This is a genomic window from Bacillus sp. FSL K6-3200 (assembly GCF_038630485.1).
Classification (GTDB): domain Bacteria; phylum Bacillota; class Bacilli; order Bacillales; family Bacillaceae; genus Bacillus; species Bacillus safensis.
Genome location: NZ_CP152032.1, coordinates 2,938,703 through 2,954,125, shown reverse-complemented (window position 1 = coordinate 2,954,125; position 15,423 = coordinate 2,938,703). Strand labels below are relative to the sequence as shown.

23 protein-coding genes and 1 tRNA gene are annotated in these 15,423 nt (G+C 40.0%); 8 read left to right on the top strand and 16 right to left on the bottom strand.

Translation table 11 applies throughout. The features are described 5' to 3' along the window. Positions 1–197: 197 nt before the first annotated feature. The 4 genes from MHI60_RS15090 to sinR all read left to right on the top strand — a co-directional run bounded on the left by MHI60_RS15090 (position 198) and on the right by sinR (position 3,396). Positions 198–1,868 carry an SNF2-related protein gene (locus MHI60_RS15090; RefSeq protein WP_144484614.1) on the top strand — a complete coding sequence of 557 codons (1,671 nt, stop codon included), beginning with the start codon at positions 198–200 and terminating at the stop codon, positions 1,866–1,868. Between the two features lie 14 nt (positions 1,869–1,882). Continuing rightward, entirely contained in the window at positions 1,883–2,680 is a 798-nt protein-coding gene (locus MHI60_RS15085) for a YqhG family protein (RefSeq protein WP_144484616.1), read from the top strand. A gap of 182 nt (positions 2,681–2,862) precedes the next feature. Then, the gene (locus tag MHI60_RS15080; protein WP_095408995.1) at positions 2,863–3,027 is read left to right on the top strand and encodes an anti-repressor SinI family protein; all 165 of its coding nucleotides are present in this window, start codon (positions 2,863–2,865) and stop codon (positions 3,025–3,027) included. 33 nt (positions 3,028–3,060) lie between these two features. Continuing rightward, positions 3,061–3,396 (top strand): transcriptional regulator SinR, encoded by a 336-nt coding sequence (gene sinR / locus MHI60_RS15075; protein WP_024422969.1) that lies wholly within the window; start codon positions 3,061–3,063, stop codon positions 3,394–3,396. A 67-nt stretch (positions 3,397–3,463) separates the two neighbouring features. Here the strand turns inward: sinR and MHI60_RS15070 are convergent, their stop codons facing one another. The 3 genes from MHI60_RS15070 to tapA are packed head-to-tail and all read right to left on the bottom strand — an operon-like array spanning position 3,464 to position 5,471. Then, the gene (locus MHI60_RS15070) at positions 3,464–4,264 is read right to left on the bottom strand and encodes a TasA family protein (protein ID WP_111292280.1); all 801 of its coding nucleotides are present in this window, start codon (positions 4,262–4,264) and stop codon (positions 3,464–3,466) included. 54 nt (positions 4,265–4,318) lie between these two features. After that, a complete protein-coding gene (locus MHI60_RS15065; protein ID WP_144484618.1) occupies positions 4,319–4,891 on the bottom strand; it encodes a signal peptidase I in 573 nt (190 codons plus the stop codon). 52 nt (positions 4,892–4,943) lie between these two features. Then, positions 4,944–5,471, bottom strand: a complete 528-nt coding sequence (gene tapA / locus MHI60_RS15060) for an amyloid fiber anchoring/assembly protein TapA (RefSeq protein WP_095408998.1) — start codon at positions 5,469–5,471, stop codon at positions 4,944–4,946. 299 nt (positions 5,472–5,770) lie between these two features. Here tapA and MHI60_RS15055 point away from each other — a divergent pair, with 299 nt between their 5' ends. Next, positions 5,771–6,049 carry a DUF3889 domain-containing protein gene (locus tag MHI60_RS15055; RefSeq protein WP_223251017.1) on the top strand — a complete coding sequence of 93 codons (279 nt, stop codon included), beginning with the start codon at positions 5,771–5,773 and terminating at the stop codon, positions 6,047–6,049. A gap of 33 nt (positions 6,050–6,082) precedes the next feature. On the opposite strand, the gene MHI60_RS15050 is transcribed toward MHI60_RS15055, so the two are convergent. The 9 genes from MHI60_RS15050 to MHI60_RS15010 all read right to left on the bottom strand — a co-directional run bounded on the left by MHI60_RS15050 (position 6,083) and on the right by MHI60_RS15010 (position 11,347). After that, positions 6,083–6,277 (bottom strand): YqzE family protein, encoded by a 195-nt coding sequence (locus tag MHI60_RS15050; RefSeq protein WP_024718846.1) that lies wholly within the window; start codon positions 6,275–6,277, stop codon positions 6,083–6,085. Positions 6,278–6,336: 59 nt separating this feature from the next. Then, positions 6,337–6,720: a competence type IV pilus minor pilin ComGG gene (gene comGG / locus MHI60_RS15045; protein ID WP_144484620.1), complete on the bottom strand. Its 384-nt coding sequence runs from the start codon at positions 6,718–6,720 to the stop codon at positions 6,337–6,339. Continuing rightward, positions 6,717–7,244 (bottom strand): competence type IV pilus minor pilin ComGF, encoded by a 528-nt coding sequence (gene comGF, locus MHI60_RS15040; RefSeq protein WP_186437312.1) that lies wholly within the window; start codon positions 7,242–7,244, stop codon positions 6,717–6,719. Before comGF ends, comGG begins: the two co-directional genes overlap by 4 nt. Further along, on the bottom strand, positions 7,156–7,470 hold the full coding sequence (gene comGE, locus MHI60_RS15035; RefSeq protein WP_144484624.1) for a competence type IV pilus minor pilin ComGE: 315 nt from the start codon (positions 7,468–7,470) through the stop codon (positions 7,156–7,158). Before comGE ends, comGF begins: the two co-directional genes overlap by 89 nt. Continuing rightward, entirely contained in the window at positions 7,454–7,900 is a 447-nt protein-coding gene (gene comGD / locus MHI60_RS15030) for a competence type IV pilus minor pilin ComGD (protein WP_144484626.1), read from the bottom strand. Before comGD ends, comGE begins: the two co-directional genes overlap by 17 nt. Continuing rightward, a complete protein-coding gene (gene comGC, locus MHI60_RS15025; RefSeq protein WP_144484628.1) occupies positions 7,893–8,186 on the bottom strand; it encodes a competence type IV pilus major pilin ComGC in 294 nt (97 codons plus the stop codon). Before comGC ends, comGD begins: the two co-directional genes overlap by 8 nt. A 16-nt stretch (positions 8,187–8,202) precedes the next feature. Next, positions 8,203–9,243 carry a competence type IV pilus assembly protein ComGB gene (gene comGB / locus MHI60_RS15020; protein WP_144484630.1) on the bottom strand — a complete coding sequence of 347 codons (1,041 nt, stop codon included), beginning with the start codon at positions 9,241–9,243 and terminating at the stop codon, positions 8,203–8,205. Further along, complete coding sequence (gene comGA, locus MHI60_RS15015; RefSeq protein ID WP_111292287.1) at positions 9,224–10,294, bottom strand: competence type IV pilus ATPase ComGA; 1,071 nt, start codon at positions 10,292–10,294, stop codon at positions 9,224–9,226. Before comGA ends, comGB begins: the two co-directional genes overlap by 20 nt. Before the next feature lie 177 nt (positions 10,295–10,471). After that, the gene (locus MHI60_RS15010) at positions 10,472–11,347 is read right to left on the bottom strand and encodes an STAS domain-containing protein (protein ID WP_144484632.1); all 876 of its coding nucleotides are present in this window, start codon (positions 11,345–11,347) and stop codon (positions 10,472–10,474) included. Positions 11,348–11,444: 97 nt separating this feature from the next. Between MHI60_RS15010 and MHI60_RS15005 the strand changes: the two genes are divergently transcribed. Then, positions 11,445–11,515: transfer RNA gene (locus MHI60_RS15005), tRNA-Gln, on the top strand. 55 nt (positions 11,516–11,570) lie between these two features. Here the strand turns inward: MHI60_RS15005 and MHI60_RS15000 are convergent. Beyond that, positions 11,571–11,951, bottom strand: coding sequence for a Spx/MgsR family RNA polymerase-binding regulatory protein (locus MHI60_RS15000; protein ID WP_007501232.1), 381 nt, complete (start codon positions 11,949–11,951; stop codon positions 11,571–11,573). 212 nt (positions 11,952–12,163) lie between these two features. On the opposite strand from MHI60_RS15000, the gene MHI60_RS14995 reads away from it, so the two are divergent. Then, entirely contained in the window at positions 12,164–12,406 is a 243-nt protein-coding gene (locus MHI60_RS14995; RefSeq protein WP_003217440.1) for a DUF2626 domain-containing protein, read from the top strand. 47 nt (positions 12,407–12,453) lie between these two features. Here the strand turns inward: MHI60_RS14995 and MHI60_RS14990 are convergent, their stop codons facing one another. Next, positions 12,454–13,092 carry an MBL fold metallo-hydrolase gene (locus tag MHI60_RS14990; RefSeq protein ID WP_144484634.1) on the bottom strand — a complete coding sequence of 213 codons (639 nt, stop codon included), beginning with the start codon at positions 13,090–13,092 and terminating at the stop codon, positions 12,454–12,456. A gap of 157 nt (positions 13,093–13,249) precedes the next feature. Between MHI60_RS14990 and MHI60_RS14985 the strand changes: the two genes are divergently transcribed. Continuing rightward, on the top strand, positions 13,250–13,423 hold the full coding sequence (locus MHI60_RS14985) for a DUF2759 domain-containing protein (RefSeq protein ID WP_003217333.1): 174 nt from the start codon (positions 13,250–13,252) through the stop codon (positions 13,421–13,423). Positions 13,424–13,646: 223 nt separating this feature from the next. Here MHI60_RS14985 and MHI60_RS14980 read toward each other — a convergent pair whose 3' ends face one another. Together MHI60_RS14980 and MHI60_RS14975 are read right to left on the bottom strand one after the other, a co-directional pair. Continuing rightward, positions 13,647–13,961, bottom strand: a complete 315-nt coding sequence (locus MHI60_RS14980; protein WP_048238883.1) for an MTH1187 family thiamine-binding protein — start codon at positions 13,959–13,961, stop codon at positions 13,647–13,649. A gap of 76 nt (positions 13,962–14,037) precedes the next feature. Continuing rightward, the gene (locus MHI60_RS14975) at positions 14,038–15,291 is read right to left on the bottom strand and encodes an MFS transporter (RefSeq protein WP_144484636.1); all 1,254 of its coding nucleotides are present in this window, start codon (positions 15,289–15,291) and stop codon (positions 14,038–14,040) included. Positions 15,292–15,423: the final 132 nt, after the last annotated feature.

The following is a 15,423-nucleotide window of genomic DNA, read 5'->3' as shown; positions in this document are numbered from 1 at the left end:
TAGATCACTTACCAACATCCTACCATTAGAAATGGATGAAGAGCAACAGAAAAATCATTAACATTTTTAAAATAACCATTCGATATCGTTCGCTTTTATTCATATATCTAGTCTTTTAAAGACCTCTTAAAAAATGAAGCGTTTAAAAACAGAACAATTTTATCAGACCCTACTAGAAAGAAAGGCAGGCGACCACAATGAATATTCAAACGATTTTTGATCAGGAATGGACAAATGAATTTCAACAGCGGCTTTCAACAGACGGCCCCTGGGCGAACTGGGATATGTATCGTTTAGCGACGCAGGTTCAAAAAGTCACAGCCATTGATTCATTCGAGGGGCTGCAAGCTCCTGCGCACCTGCCTGCATTCACACCTTTAAAGCACCAGCTCGAAGTAGCCAGAAGAGTCGTAGAAGAAATGAATGGGAAAGCCATTCTAGCAGATGAAGTGGGACTTGGAAAAACCGTAGAAGCAGGACTCATTATCAAAGAATACATGATTCGTGGACTTGCCAAAAAGATTCTCATTCTCGTCCCCGCCTCTCTTGTATCTCAGTGGGTACAGGAGCTGCGGACGAAATTTTATATTGATGCTGTTGAACAAAAAAAGAGCTATGTGTGGGAGCAGTGTGACGTTGTGGTTTCTTCCATTGACACAGCCAAAAGACAGCCGCATCGAGACACGATTTTATCAATTGCCTACGATATGGTCATTATCGATGAAGCACACAAACTGAAAAACAATAAAACGAAAAACTATGAATTTGTGAGAAACCTGAATAAGAAGTTCTGCCTGCTGCTGACAGCGACACCTATTCAAAATCGGATCGGAGAAATATTTAATCTCGTTTCCCTTCTGAAGCCAGGCCACCTAGGAAATGAACATCAATTTAAAGATGTCTTTGCCAAAAAGGACTTGCAGCTTGAAGACCATGACCGATTAAAACAGCTCGTCAATAAAGTGATGATTCGAAACCGAAGACAAGACACAGGCATCGAGTGGACAAAACGGCATGTCAAAACGATTTCTATTGATTTCTCTCCGACAGAACAAGCCCTGTATGATGAAATCTGCAAGCTGAAAGAGAATCCGTCTTATACAAAGCATATGTTTTCCATTATGACCTTGGAACGAGAATGCTGTTCAAGCCGTGAGGCAGTTTATATGACGATTAAAAAAATGCAGGAAGAAGAAAAGCATATTCTCGGATCTTCTGCTATAGCGCAAATCATGGAGAAAATCAATCAAGTTGAGCAAAACTCAAAAGCGCTTGAAGTCGTCAAACTCATTCAGCAGTTAAATGAAAAGGTGATTATTTTCACCGAATACCGTGCGACACAAATTTATTTACAATGGTTTCTACAGCAAAATGGCATCAGCTCCGTTCCATTTCGGGGCGGCTTTAAGCGGGGCAAAAAAGATTGGATGAAAGATTTATTTAGAGAACGGGCGCAAGTGTTAATTGCTACAGAAGCTGGCGGCGAAGGGATCAACCTGCAGTTTTGTAACCAAATCATCAACTACGACCTCCCGTGGAACCCGATGCGTTTAGAACAGAGAATTGGACGTATTCACCGCCTTGGCCAAGAGCGAGATGTCCACATTTACAATATGTCAACGAACGGAACAGTTGAGGAGCACATTTTAAAGCTTTTATATGAAAAAATTCAGCTGTTTGAAAACGTCATAGGCGATTTAGATGATATTTTAACGAGAATTGATATTGAAGAAGTCGAAACAGAATTGCATCAAATTCTCTTCCAGCATGAACCAGGCGGAGACATGAAAAAGAAATTAAACCAGTTTGCTTCTTATTTATCTGAAGCACAAACACCACTTTTAGAAAAAAGACAGCAAGGCTCATAAAGGAGAGTTGATCAATGGAGCAGCGTGACATTCACACCTTTCTTCTCCGTTTTTTCAAGGCGAATCAATGCGACATATTAGAAGAAAGTGCAGGACATATGACCGTCCAGCTGACAATCGAAATGGATAAACTGATTATGAACCGCCCTTTTTATTGGCACTGGCTTGAAAAAACTGGCGGTGTACCTGAACCGCGGCAATTGACTTTCATCACAGATCAAAAAAAAGCAGGTGATAAGATCGAGGGTGAATTTATCCATTTCGGCTCCCCTCGGTTATTTCAAATATTTGAGGCGGTCAAAGAGCAGGGCCGTTTTATCCGGCTTTATGAACGAGTTACCCCGCTTTCAAACAACCAGATCCCACTTGAGCCATGGCTTGGTCTCAATGTAAAAATTTCTTACCTTGCAGACCGGAAGAAAGATAAGCTTTTATCATTAGGCCTTCATCTCATACGCGGAGAAGTCATTGAACAATTTCAAGAAAAGCTGGAAGCCCGCGAGCTTTCGTCTCAAATTCCCGATTATTGCTTTACGATGAGCACAATGATTAAGCCAGAGAGCGGAGTCAAACGGCTCTACAGCCTTATGGAGCATTATGCCCATGAGGAGCCGGACGACTGGGCAGTGCGAGCCGTTCAAAAATGGAAGGAAGACTCCGAACTTTTAAACCAATTTTATGAAGGGACTTCAGACACATCTGTAGAATATGAAATAGAAAGACAAGCACTCAAAACTTTATACGAACCAAAAATCAGTCTTACGATTGAAAATGGCGGACTTTTTTACTTACAGCAAAAAAGAGGAGGTTGACTGATAGTCCCCCTCCCTTTTATGTGACATACAATTTTCGATCAGTCTAAAGCTAAGTTTGTCTGTTTGTATTGGGCGGAAACATGACGCAAGCAAACTATGAGGTCTTACCACCTAAGTCTTTCCATTTCATGCGTTAAGTGCCTGAAATACATGATTCAGTATTTTAGGAGGGTATTTGTATGGAAAAGAAAACGAACAAATTAGACAGTGAATGGGTTCAATTATTACGCGAAGCTCGTAATGCAGGACTAACAGTTGAAGACGTCCGTCATTTCCTCAAATCAAATGAAAAGTCCTCTAAGTCTCCCCCTCTGGTAAGAAGTCATTCTATCAAACCTTTCTGAATGTGCTATAATATCGAAAGGAAGGTGATGACATTGATTGGCCAGCGTATTAAACAATACCGCAATGAAAAAGGCTACTCACTATCAGAACTGGCCGAAAAGGCTGGGGTAGCGAAGTCTTATTTAAGCTCAATAGAAAGAAACTTGCAAACAAACCCCTCCATTCAATTTCTTGAAAAAGTCTCCGCTGTTCTGGACGTCTCGGTTCATACACTTTTAAACGAAAAAGATGAAACCGAATACGATGGTCAATTAGATAGTGAATGGGAAAAACTAGTTCGAGATGCAATGACATCAGGGGTTTCGAAAAAGCAATTTCGTGAATTTTTAGATTATCAAATCTGGAGAAAAAAGCAAGAAGAGGAGTAAAGCGCACGTTTTAGCGCATACTCCTCCAATTGCTATGCAGACCTTGATATCAGCCTAAAGACTGGCTTTATTTTTTATCTTCGCTGTGTGCTTTTTCGTTTTCTTTCACGTAGCCTTTTTCATCCGTATGCTTTTTTGGATTGATCGTTAAACCATTCCACTGAGTCGCTTCGAAGGAAAGATCAATTTGAATCGCATCGCCTTGGTATTTATTTTGGATATAGTGACCAGCTTTATCCTTCGTCTGGTCATTGATAAATTCAATGATCATTTCCATTTTATCGTAATCAAACGGATTCTTTGGAATGCCGTCATACTCTGGAGCCACTGTTCCATCAACAGTTGCTACATTAATTTTCCCACTTTCATGTAAAAACTTCTCATCGACGGCATGACGAAGCTTTTCAAATGCGGTCTGATCCTGTTTTGACGTTAATTGATGCAAGTCAAGCAGGTTTGCATGGTCTAAAATAATGTTTTTCGGATAACCATTTCCACCTTCGGCTCCAACCGTAAGAACACTCACCTGAAACTGGCTGAGAAACTCTTCAGCTGTATTTTTACCGCCATTCTTCGCGGAAGATCCATCTATAAACTGGCTGTAATCAAGACTCATCAGCACTTGGTTTATCGCTAGTGATCCCTTATTATCAAAATGAAATTCTTTCTTGATCCGATCACCAGGTTTTAAGTTCGAAAGGTTGATGGCGCCGGAGTTCTCTTTAGCAGATAAATCCAGCTCTCCTGTCGAGTAGACCGCGTTTGCCTTTTCAATATCATTAAACGCCGCCCATGTTCCCCCGCCAATTAATGCAAGACCTAAAGCCCCTGATAATACACCTAAACGAATTGATTTCTTCATTGCCATGAATAAACCCCCTAATATATTGTTTTATTGAAACCTGATTAGGTTACAAACGATTTAAGCTTGTTCCTCTGAGATATGTACATCAGCCGTGTGTCTACGATGTTTCGCTGCGCCCACAAAATGAAAGGTTGAATAAACGAGCAGCATGACACCTGGTATAATAAGGAGCAAAGCAGTTCCAGCTGATGTCCCTGCATACGAAAGAAGCTTTCCTGCATATGGGATGTTTACTCCCATATACTGCGCAGTCACCTGATCCGCTTTTACCAGCGTGCCGTCCTGATACATATTTTTGTCACCCTTCGTCTCAAACGCTTTATTTGCTCCCTTTCCCTTCTCCCCAACAATTCGATGGGTTACATAGGACTGATCCTGTTTCGTTTGATACGTGATAATATCTCCTTTTTTGAGCTTCTCAGGTGAGGCAACCTGTTTTACGACAATCAGTGACCCAGCTGAAAATTCTGGTTCCATCGAACCTGATAATACTTGCTTCAATTGATAACCGAAGATCTGAGGTTCTCCTCCTGTTGTTCTTGATGACAACACGACAATAATAGAGGCTATCATCACCGTGAACACCATCACATAAAGAATACTCCCAGACATCTTCATCCATTTTTTCATAACCCCTTCTCCCCTTCGCCTATCTTTTTTTCACTTTAAAAGACATCTCCATTTAGGACGTCTTTTCTTGACACTTTGAGAGCACCATCGGTTTAGACCAAAAGTACGCCTGATCTGATGCGCCAAACCCTTTAGGATAATAGATTTTAAATGCATAGATTCCATTTGTTTTTGCTTTATCTGTCGTGACAGTCGCTGTTTCTTGCGACAATAGGGACTTTATGGAGCCCTTTTCAAGAATATGACCATCTTGCAATGGCTTCTGATCACTTCCCATTTTATGTAACTCCCACTTCCATTCAGAATACGCAATAGGCTGTCCACTATTTTTTAGTGTCATGCTCAGCTTTTGAGGTGCGCAGACTGTTCCTTCGATCATCGTTTGATCGATAAGCTCCAATTGACTTTGATCCCATTTTTTCGGCTGACAATGCTGATCTGTCTGTTCAAAATTTTCACATGTTTTCATGACAAAGTTTTTGTGCTCGACATCGTTAAAAGAAGCATTTGTTGGTGTCATGATGGAAGACGTCAAAATCAGACAAATGGCACAAAAGAGTACAAAGAGCGACTGTTTCATTAATCCCTTCAACTCCTTGAACAATTGTTCTTTAAAAAGAACGATTATATACAGTATAAGGAAATACCTATAAAAACCAAAACGTCAAATTAGTTCATTTTGTTCTTAAACAAGAACCATTACGAGAAAATTCTTCCATTTTCTCATTCTTTCGCCATATTCAATATTTTTTTGTGTGACATTTGTACTTCTTAAAACTTACATAAAAATGTAGGATTTGGTCAGGATAATAAGAGGTGAGGTGATGTTAAGTGAAATATGGAAAAATCATAATCATGCTCAGTTTGCTGCTGAGTCCTATGATCCTAGACGTCAAACCTGTGAATGCGAGAGGTTTGACTGCGGCAGCAGATCAATGGGAAATGCGGGCAGTCAAAGAAGCAAAAAAAAGATACCCGCTAACGCAAGTCTTATTTAAACAAAAAGTATGGGACCGCCACCGCGATAAGGAATCTGTGAAACAGTATCATATTACGTTAAAAGACCATACAAAAGAATTTGGGGTGTTTGTCACCATTTCCTATAACCCTTACTCAAACAAGGTGAATAAAGTGATTGTTGTGGAGGAATACAGCTAAAACGGCATAAAAAAACCGCCTGCTGGCGGCTTTTTACTTTCGGCGGTGTCGCTGACGTTTTTTAAGCATCATGGAGAAACCAAACGGCAGAACCCCAAATAAACGCTGTGAGAACGGTGGTTTCGTTTCCATCTTTTCTTGTTTGTGTTCCTTCCGTTCGTCACGTGGTGTATTCATATATTTAATGATTTCCTGCGTCATATATTTTACATAGTCATTTGTTTTCAAGCACAATCACCTCTTCTTTCTTCAAGTGTTACCAGAAAGAGGATGATTTTATACACTGGCTAATCAGGGTTTGCCCATCTCATGATTTCACCGGTCTGCCCATCCAGCATTAGTTCCCGCTCATCGGATAAACCATCTTTTGTTTTCACCTTCACCAAAACAAGGACAAGTTTTTTCTTTCGATCGCATTTCATCTGCTTCAGTGTCACACGGCCTTCTTCAGTATCAATATGGGTTTTCTTTTTCTCACAAATACGTTCTACTGTGCTTGCAGCTTCACTCGTCCCCACCCTAAAAAGCTGCTGTTTTTTATAAAAAGAAATCGTCAGCTCTGCACTTCTCAGCTCTTTTTGAAACCCTATCGTTATCGCTCCTAGGATCAAGAGAAAAAATAGAATCGCCGAAAGTACATGCGGATAGATAAACCCTTCCTCTCTTTTCACGATTTAGGAACCACCCCTTTATATGTGAAAAAAACGGCTTCATACACCTTACCAGATTCATCTGTGACTTTCAGGGCAGCTCTATGCTGACTCGTTCTTACGTGAAATTGTTTCACCTTATGCAATAAAGGTAGGTGTCCAGCTTGATCCGTTCGTTTTCGAAGCATCTCTTGATATGGCTCAATCGTTACCACTCGCCCTTGATCGGAAATATACTCTAACACTTTTCCTCCTTTCACCGATTTCACAGCAGCTGCGCGACTTAACTCCTCATCTAATTGCAGGACAGTCTGTTTCCACTCCATTTGAGAAAATCGATTGATATCTTCAAAAGGACGAGCTTTCTCCGCTGCTGAAAAGATCAGCACACAGCCAAAAGAAAGAAACAGAAATAGCTGCAATTGCCACAAAGCTTGTAGAAGGGTAAAAGCTTGTTCATCGGCCCACTTGCCGAAAGCATATGGTCTGCTTTTTTTGTACTTTGTATGAAACACATCCTTTCTGTTTACGCCAATTGAAAACATATGTGATCTCGCCTCTCTTCTTTTTGATGGAAGATGTTGTCCCATTTATGAACGCTTCATTCATCTGTTCATGCAAAATCTGATAAGCTTCAAGTTTGGCTCTTACTTCCTTTTTCCCCATCATGAGTTTTTCGTAGACAGGCATGAGCACAAGTGCAGCAAATAGAAAGAGATGACAAGCAAACAGCGTCTCAAACGTACTAAATCCTCTATTGTTTTTGAACATGGATTCGCCCGCTTCCTAAATAGATCGTGAGTTTATACGATTGACTGCCAAATTCGACAATGAGAGATCCACCGCTGCTTGGATGTCCGTTTGCATTAAAATAGATATCTTGCGAGAATGTAGAAGTTTTGATGCTGCCTTTTTTATGCTGATAAGAAGCAATGACTTCGTTACTCTTTTGGTCTATTACCTGATAAGATACATGCGGCGGATGGATTTCAACATGTACACGTGTTTTTTTGATAAATGCAGTATATGATGCCAATTGAAGATCTTGTTTCATGATGTTTACTTGTCTTTTGGCTTCAGCGCTCTCTATTATATTTGGGATTTTCCCTCCCATGATCGACAATAAAATCGATAAAACAAGTAAAATCAACAGCTGTTCAATCAGGGTAAAACCCTTCTCATGTAAAATTAATTTATTCATGCTTCACGTGGCCGTTTTGAATGACAATCGCTTTTCCATTAGGACAAGTTAACCCCTTTTTGACATAACCTTCTTTTTCTAATTCAGCTAAAGATGGCGTCTTCCCGTCATGCTCCAATTCATATGCCATCACTTGTGTACTGACCATTGATTTGAGCCCTTCACAGCCCTTTGCCTGAATAGCTTGGTGATGACGTGTGATATTCGGTATGGTAATGAGTAAAAGAATGGATATTACGAGCATGACAATTAACATTTCTATCAGGGTAAATCCTTTATCATTCATGTTTCTGTCCTCCTTCTTACACTTGCTCCATTAATTGATACATTGGTAAAAGAATAGATAAATACACGATGAGTATCAGAAGTGCTGTCACCCCATAAATAACCGGCTGCAGCCAAGAAATCCATTTTTCAATTTTCAGTTCTGCATTTTCTAATAGAAATTGGCTGTACGTGTACATTTCTCTTGCAAGCTTTCCGCTGGCTTCACCATGCTTGATGATGGCTGCAAAATGTTTTTCGAAAAAAGGACTCACGCTTACTTGATGTGCCATACTTTCTCCTTTTCTTAACTCATCCATCATTTGTTCACCTATTTCTTGAAGAAAAGGCAAGTAGCTTTGCTGTTTAAAAGCTTGCAAACCTTCGTACATCGATAATCCAGCCTGAAGCAGTCCGCTGAGCTGAAGAGAAAAAAGGTACGTATGCATCAGCTGCATCCCTTTATATAAAAAAGGCAGTTTACTCATCACCCTCAGTTTCTCAAGGGTCGACTTTTTCCTAAAAAACACAGCATAATATCCGGTAAGACAGATACACATACAACTAGTGATGAGCAGAAAAGCATGAAGGAATTGAAACATTCCAAACATTCCTTGAATCAGCCAAGACATGCGGGTATCCATTGATGAGTACAAAACAGAAAATTGAGGAATGATCATATTCTGAACGAGTATCAGCACGACCAGAACCGTGAAGATGAGGAAGAGCGGGTAACGTAACATGCGCTTGAATGTGTCTACTTGCCTGATTTTTTTCTCTAAAAAACGGGCGCTTTGTTCAAGAGCTCGTGCCAGGCTGCCGTGCTTCTCTGAAAAACAAAGAATAGCGATGGCTTCCCGCTGAAAATGAAGTCGCTCAAGCACAACGTAAAAAGGCTCCCCTTCAAGCAACCACTGAATACCTGGCGTTAATCGCTGCTGCTGTTTTTTTGATAACTGAATATTCACCATCGTTAATGCCTCAACCAATGTATATCCAGCTTGAATCAATTGAGCAAGTTTCGATAAGAATTCAGCTTGTTCTTTTTTAGACCAGGCTTTAGAGGCTCGCTTCTTCATAAACCCAGCGATGATATGTGCTTTTTGATAAATAACCGAGTGCCACTCCTTTCCGAATTAATCTTTGTAGTGTTTCGTATGACGAATGAGCGTATTCTCCTTTGGCCTCTTTGATACACTCACCAAGCTCCTTTCCATAAAGCAATTCAAATACATTTGTTCGTCTGTAAGGACGATTTAATTTACAGTAAAGCTGACATGTTTCCCCGCAAAAAGGGCATATAAGCTCAATTAATCGCTGGGCAGCAATCGCAACCATGGTTTGTTCGAGTTCATTCATCGTCACACCAAATTCAAGCATGCGGTAAAGGGCTCCTTTTGCATTTTTTGCATGAAGCGTACTCAATACTAAATGGCCTGTCAGTGCTGCCCTAATCGCCGTTCTAGCCGTTTCCGCATCTCTTATTTCTCCCAGCACAATCATATCTGGATCATGTCTTAAAATAGCGCGTAATCCAGCGGCATACGTGATGCCGGCTTTTTCATTCACTTGAACCTGTAACACTTCTTCATTCCTCGTTTCGACAGGGTCTTCAAGGGTAATAATATTTCGATTAAAATTCTTTTTTGCAAACTGGATTAATGAATATAGTGTTGTTGTTTTCCCTGAATTTGTTGGCCCAGTAAATAAAATGAGTCCATGCGAATGCTTCAAAAATGATAATAATCTAGTTGAGGCTTTCGGAAATAATGATAGATGTTTTATTTTCGGAACATGATCCTGCGGTAAAATTCTAATCACTAAGCTCTCATCATTCACTGTCGGCAAGGTAGACATCCGAATAAACACTTGTCCTTTTCTTAGCATCACAGCTAGTGAGCCATTTTGCGGTCTCCTTTTTTCCCCGATATCCATAGAAGATAAAAATTTAAAATGTGCAATAAGCCTCTCTCCGCTTTTTTTATCAATCGTTCGCTGCTGGATTAAATCTGAGTCAACACGGAAAGACACCGAAGCTTCCTTTTCTTTTGGCACAATATGCACATCAGAAGCCCTCATGCGGCATGCTTCTTCTAGCAGCTCTTGCCTTAAATATTCAATCCCATACAAGTGGATCACTCCTTTCTCTGACCACATTGTAGGATGGAGAAACCTGAATGACAAAAGAACATTTTATGATTTTCATAACTAATCAAGCATGAAAACCCTCAACTCGTGATGCATCACATCATTTTTTAGAAAAGAGCATATAAAAAAACCTGACTTTTACAAGTACAGGTTTTTTGGTCATGATGTGGCTTCTTGCGGCTGCTCTTCAAAGATGCGAAATCCTCTTTTTTCTAACGCTTTTGCAAGGCTATGCTCAGTATTTACTTTTGAGAAATCAATGCCGAGTTTCACTACAGTTTGAGCGATCTCTGGGCGAATGCCTGAAATAATCGTCTCAATTCCTAGCAGCTTCGCACTATCGACCACTTTAAACAACTGATAAGCGACCATCGTATCAACAACGGGAACGCCAGATATATCAATAAATAAGTGCGTTAGACGAAGTCTAGATGCCTGTTCTAGTACGGATTCCAAAATGATTTTGGCCCGATACGTATCGATTTCTCCGATCAGTGGCAAAATCCCGATTTCCTTTGATACTGGAATAACAGGGGCACTCAGTTCTTGAATCATCTCTCTTTGTGCATTCAGCTGACTGAGTGTCACGCGGTCATATTCTTCTGATAAACGCTCAATCATATCATCAAATGTAGCATGAAAGTGCTGATTCCACTGACACACATCTTGTAGCGTCACTTCAAGCTCTGTTTCTTGGGTGAATGTCTCAATTCTCGAACAGAAAATGTGGCGGAAGATCTTAAATTGTCCAATGATTTCATATAGCGGCACCTCGTGCACTGCTCGATCACGTGCAATATCAACAGACCACTTTTTCAAATGGTTTTCTACTTTGTCTGAAAGTGTCACAAGTGTTGCTGCAATGGTTTGAATAAAAGCTGTGTTCTGTTCCTTCAGCTTCATTTCCGTTTCCTCTGAAGCATGTTTAGAATATAATGAGCCTTCTTCTGTTCTTGTCTTTAGCCATTCTTCGGTCATGACAGGGGCTTCTTTTAGGATAAATTCGTATAATTGCTTAGATTTTTCACTTTTCATTTACTTCTTTCGCTCCTTTTTCACTAAAACTCGTGACATACAACTTTTATGTATAAATGACCGCAGATGGTGAACAATATCATTACACGTTTGATATTGGGCTATAGCCAAGTGGTAAGGCAATGGACTTTGACTCCGTGATCGTTGGTTCGAACCCAGCTAGCCCAGTTCAGCACAAAAACGAAGACGGCTGAAGCTTGTTTCAGCTGATCTTCGTTTTTTATTAGGAAACCGATTGATGAATCGCTTTCTTCTTTGATATTTTCATGAGTTCTCCTGGATTATAACCTACTACCAATTTATTTCCATCAATAATGATTGGTCTCCGTAGCAGTTTTGGTTTTTCAATGAGAAGCTGTAAGACCTCGTTTACTTTTAAGTCATTAATATTTAAATTTAAGCTTTTAAAAGCTTGACTTCGTGTGGCTAAAATTTCATCCATTCCTTCTGTTGTTAAAGAAAGAATCTTTTTTAATTCATCTAGAGTTGGCGTTTCTCTGAAAAGGTGACGCTCTTTAAAATCAATTTGATTCGCCTTTAACCAATGTTTTGTTTTGCGGCAAGACGTGCAGCTCGGGTATGAATAAAAAGTAATGTCACTCATTAGTCTTCCTCCTTAGGTCGTTAACCTTTTCTCTTATGGAGTAAGTACCCTCATGTATTTCGCCATAAACACTTTTTCTTCACTTTTTCAAAAAAATTTTTTCTACATTCAAATTAAATTGTTCACACGTTGTCAAAAATGTAAATGTTTACATAACAAGTGGTGATCAGCTATAATATGAATCAAAGGGGTTTTTAAGGGGAGGGAAAGAAATGAATCGCATGTTCCGCGTGCTCGGCTTTTGGACGGGTATTTTTGCTGTCATGTTCTATTTAGGACATATGAAAGATGCATCGCTGCTGTTCTTCGGTCAAACCGTTCTTTTTGTATTTTTATCCTACTTGAATTTATCCGAAAGAATGTATATTTACATTTTCGGAGCGTACTTGACGATTTTCTTTGCCGGATTTACATATTATTCGATTTTCATCATGGTTCCCGGTACCGGACATTAATTGAAAAAAGCATCTCTTTAAAAGAGATGCTTTTTTCATGCCTGCGATTAAAGAGAAAATCCATTAATAAATGGATTTTGCTCCTGCTCCGTCTGAACAGTGGTTTCCCCGCCATGTCCGCTTAAAACAAGAGTTGATTCTGGCAATGACAATAATTTATGATGGATTGATTGTAGCAGCACTTCCTGACTGCCGCCTACTAAATCTGTTCTCCCGATGCCGCCTTCAAATAGCGTGTCACCAGAAATAACAAAGCCCTCTTCCGCCGAATAGTAAGACACACTGCCAGGTGAATGCCCTGGTGTATGGAACATTTCTAATGTAAACGACCCAATTTGAAGGGTTCCTTCTGACGTAATCAATTCTTCAGCTTCTTTGACCGTAATTCCATTCCCAATCAAACGAGCTGAACCGTTTAATTCAGCGTTCGTGAGCCATTCTTTTTCATTTTCATGTACATATAGCGGCACTCCCCACTCTTCGCGTACCTCATCTGCCGCACCAATATGATCAAAATGAGCATGTGTCAATAAGACAGCAAGTGGTGTGAGCTGTTTTTCTTTTACATAGGAAATCAGCTTTTGCGCTTCACCGCCTGGATCAAAAATTAAGCATTCTCCCTGCTCGTTTTTCCAAATATATGCGTTCGCTTGTACATAGCCTAATGGAATTCTTCTCCAATTCATTTTCATCACCTACTTTATTCTTTCTTTTTTATTATGAAGGCTATTCAATAAAAATTCAAACAATCGTCAACTGGAATCTACTCGACAAGCTTTATGAAAACGGTTAAAATGAAAAGAAAGGAAATCAAGGGGATTGATGACAAAGGGGGACTTTCACATGATGCTCGTCATTATTTTTGGTCTAGTCACGATTTTAGCTGCGCTCGGCATCTATCGCTCACTAAAAAAAGTGAACGTACTTGCCATCGCTTTTGCTGGCGCTACATTTTTGGTTTTTGGATGGTTCACTGTCATGACCATCATCTATAGCGGTTATCCAACTGCACATTAAAAAGCCTGCATTTAGCAGGCTTCGGATTGTTGACAAAGGGCTAAAATGATCTTGATTTTAGCCCTTTGTCTTCTTTTCAGCGTGATAGAAAACCTTTGCAGTCTAGGAAGGACGAGCACCCGAGCGGAGCGAATTGAAACATTCGTGAGCACCGGAGCGCAGACCTGACAAAGAATGCGAGGGTTTGTCTACACGCTGAAAGCCTGCATTTAGCAGGCTTTTTTTATTGATGTAAGTGCTTATTCACGCTTTCTAATTTGCTTGTAAGCGTTGTGGTTTGATCCCGTCTGTCATCGATGCGAATATTGGTCGCTACTCGGTGCAATCCCTTTTCAAAAGGGGCTTCATGAATGCGCTGAATGACCTCAAATAAAACGGATAATTCGCCTTCAATTAACGTATTCATCGGTGTTAATTGATATTTGATTTTCCCTTCTTGTTGAAAGCCTTCTAAAATTCTTTGTACATCTGCTACATAAGCACTGACACTTGGTGTTTCAGTGCCTATCGGAATGATGGTGACGTCTGCTATAGCCATCGTTTTTCCCCTTTCAATTAAATTCTTATGTTTTCTCGTCCTCATTGTAACCTATCCTTATTCAATCATGCCATGCTCACGTTGCATTTAAGGCAGGTTTGTCTCGTTCTATTGTCAAATCCGCTCGCTCTACCTTCCCGATCTTTGTAAACAGAAGCAGGCATATACCAGAAACAGCTTCAATGATGCCGCCAGCCGCAATGACATACCCAGACCCAAATATTGTTGCCATATAGCCGCCAAGGAGGGCGCCTAACGGAATCATTAAGTAGGAAATCATGTTGATGATCGCATACACTTGCGGCTGATCCTCAGCCTTTACTGACAATTGAATCATCGTATGTTCGGGTACGTTAACTGCACTAATGGCTGCTCCTAAAGCAAAAGCTGATATAAACACAAGAGGCAACAATGCATTCATGCCTGTGATGAAAAAGGCGATTCCATCAACGATCCCAGCGCCTATAAACAGCAATCCATACCGATTCACTTTTATCTTTGTCAAAACAAATCCCATCAAAAATGCGCCTAGTGCGGTTGTGACTTTGATGAATGAATAGACGACTGGTCCACTATGTAAGTCTTCAGTTAAATAAATAACAGACAATGCTTCCCATGGTGCCGCAGCAAAGTTTGAACAAACACAAAAAATCGCTAAGGGAAACAAAATATGATGACTTCTAACAAGTGAAAAACCTCGAATTAATCTTTTGCCGTAAGATAATCCTTTTTTGGCTTTATCGATGATGACTTCTGTTTGATATGAAATCATTAGCACCAATAAAGCGGACAAGAGGTAAAGTGGAATGATCACAAGCATTGTATAACCTACTCCTACAAATGCAATCATGACACCACAAATCGTGACTGTCACAAGTCTTACTACATGACTTGCTGATTGGATCGTTGCATTTGCTTTTTGTATGAGGTCCTCATGGACAAGCTTTGGAATAATCGATACAGATGCCGGTTCATAGGAGCCTCCTGTCGCTGAATGCAGCAGCATACAGCTAATGATGAGGACTAATGGTGTGAAACCATAAAAATAACTGACCACGATCACAAGGATAATCGCTCCTCGTGTTAAATCAGCAAAACACATCCAAAATTTCAACTGATGCGGCTTCATCATAGGCGTAATAAATGGCCCAACAATTGCTTGAGGCACAAAGCTGACTGCAATAAAAAAAGCTGTTCCTATGGCCCCTTTTCCTCCTAGTACCAATAGCCACAAGATGGTGTTGAAAGATAAACTATCAGCGGTAATTTTGCACATTTTAGAAACAAATAAATAAGTAAAATTTCTTTTCCACAGGCTTTGAGCACTCAATAGTCGACATCTCCCTAAATCATATCCTTTTTTTTACATCCATATCTTTCACAATAGCTTACAAGAAGACCTTCGTCAATTACTTCAACATTGTTTTTATTGACCATAAGCAATTGATTGTTGCTCCAATAT

Bases quoted from the DNA above. Each gene is read 5' to 3' on its own strand.
- MHI60_RS14985 (WP_003217333.1), top strand. From the start codon at position 13,250: ATGATGCTCGTCATTATTTTTGGTCTAGTCACGATTTTAGCTGCGCTC.
- MHI60_RS15000 (WP_007501232.1), bottom strand. From the start codon at position 11,951: ATGAGTGACATTACTTTTTATTCATACCCGAGCTGCACGTCTTGCCGC.
- MHI60_RS15055 (WP_223251017.1), top strand. From the start codon at position 5,771: ATGATCCTAGACGTCAAACCTGTGAATGCGAGAGGTTTGACTGCGGCA.
- comGB (WP_144484630.1), bottom strand. From the start codon at position 9,243: ATGAAGAAGCGAGCCTCTAAAGCCTGGTCTAAAAAAGAACAAGCTGAA.
- MHI60_RS14980 (WP_048238883.1), bottom strand. From the start codon at position 13,961: ATGGCTATAGCAGACGTCACCATCATTCCGATAGGCACTGAAACACCA.
- MHI60_RS15085 (WP_144484616.1), top strand. From the start codon at position 1,883: ATGGAGCAGCGTGACATTCACACCTTTCTTCTCCGTTTTTTCAAGGCG.
- MHI60_RS15065 (WP_144484618.1), bottom strand. From the start codon at position 4,891: ATGAAAAAATGGATGAAGATGTCTGGGAGTATTCTTTATGTGATGGTG.
- comGF (WP_186437312.1), bottom strand. From the start codon at position 7,244: ATGTTTTCAATTGGCGTAAACAGAAAGGATGTGTTTCATACAAAGTAC.
- comGC (WP_144484628.1), bottom strand. From the start codon at position 8,186: ATGAATGATAAAGGATTTACCCTGATAGAAATGTTAATTGTCATGCTC.
- comGE (WP_144484624.1), bottom strand. From the start codon at position 7,470: ATGTTCAAAAACAATAGAGGATTTAGTACGTTTGAGACGCTGTTTGCT.
- MHI60_RS14995 (WP_003217440.1), top strand. From the start codon at position 12,164: ATGAATCGCATGTTCCGCGTGCTCGGCTTTTGGACGGGTATTTTTGCT.
- MHI60_RS15080 (WP_095408995.1), top strand. From the start codon at position 2,863: ATGGAAAAGAAAACGAACAAATTAGACAGTGAATGGGTTCAATTATTA.
- tapA (WP_095408998.1), bottom strand. From the start codon at position 5,471: ATGAAACAGTCGCTCTTTGTACTCTTTTGTGCCATTTGTCTGATTTTG.
- MHI60_RS15090 (WP_144484614.1), top strand. From the start codon at position 198: ATGAATATTCAAACGATTTTTGATCAGGAATGGACAAATGAATTTCAA.
- comGD (WP_144484626.1), bottom strand. From the start codon at position 7,900: ATGAATAAATTAATTTTACATGAGAAGGGTTTTACCCTGATTGAACAG.
- MHI60_RS14990 (WP_144484634.1), bottom strand. From the start codon at position 13,092: ATGAATTGGAGAAGAATTCCATTAGGCTATGTACAAGCGAACGCATAT.
- MHI60_RS15010 (WP_144484632.1), bottom strand. From the start codon at position 11,347: ATGAAAAGTGAAAAATCTAAGCAATTATACGAATTTATCCTAAAAGAA.
- MHI60_RS15070 (WP_111292280.1), bottom strand. From the start codon at position 4,264: ATGGCAATGAAGAAATCAATTCGTTTAGGTGTATTATCAGGGGCTTTA.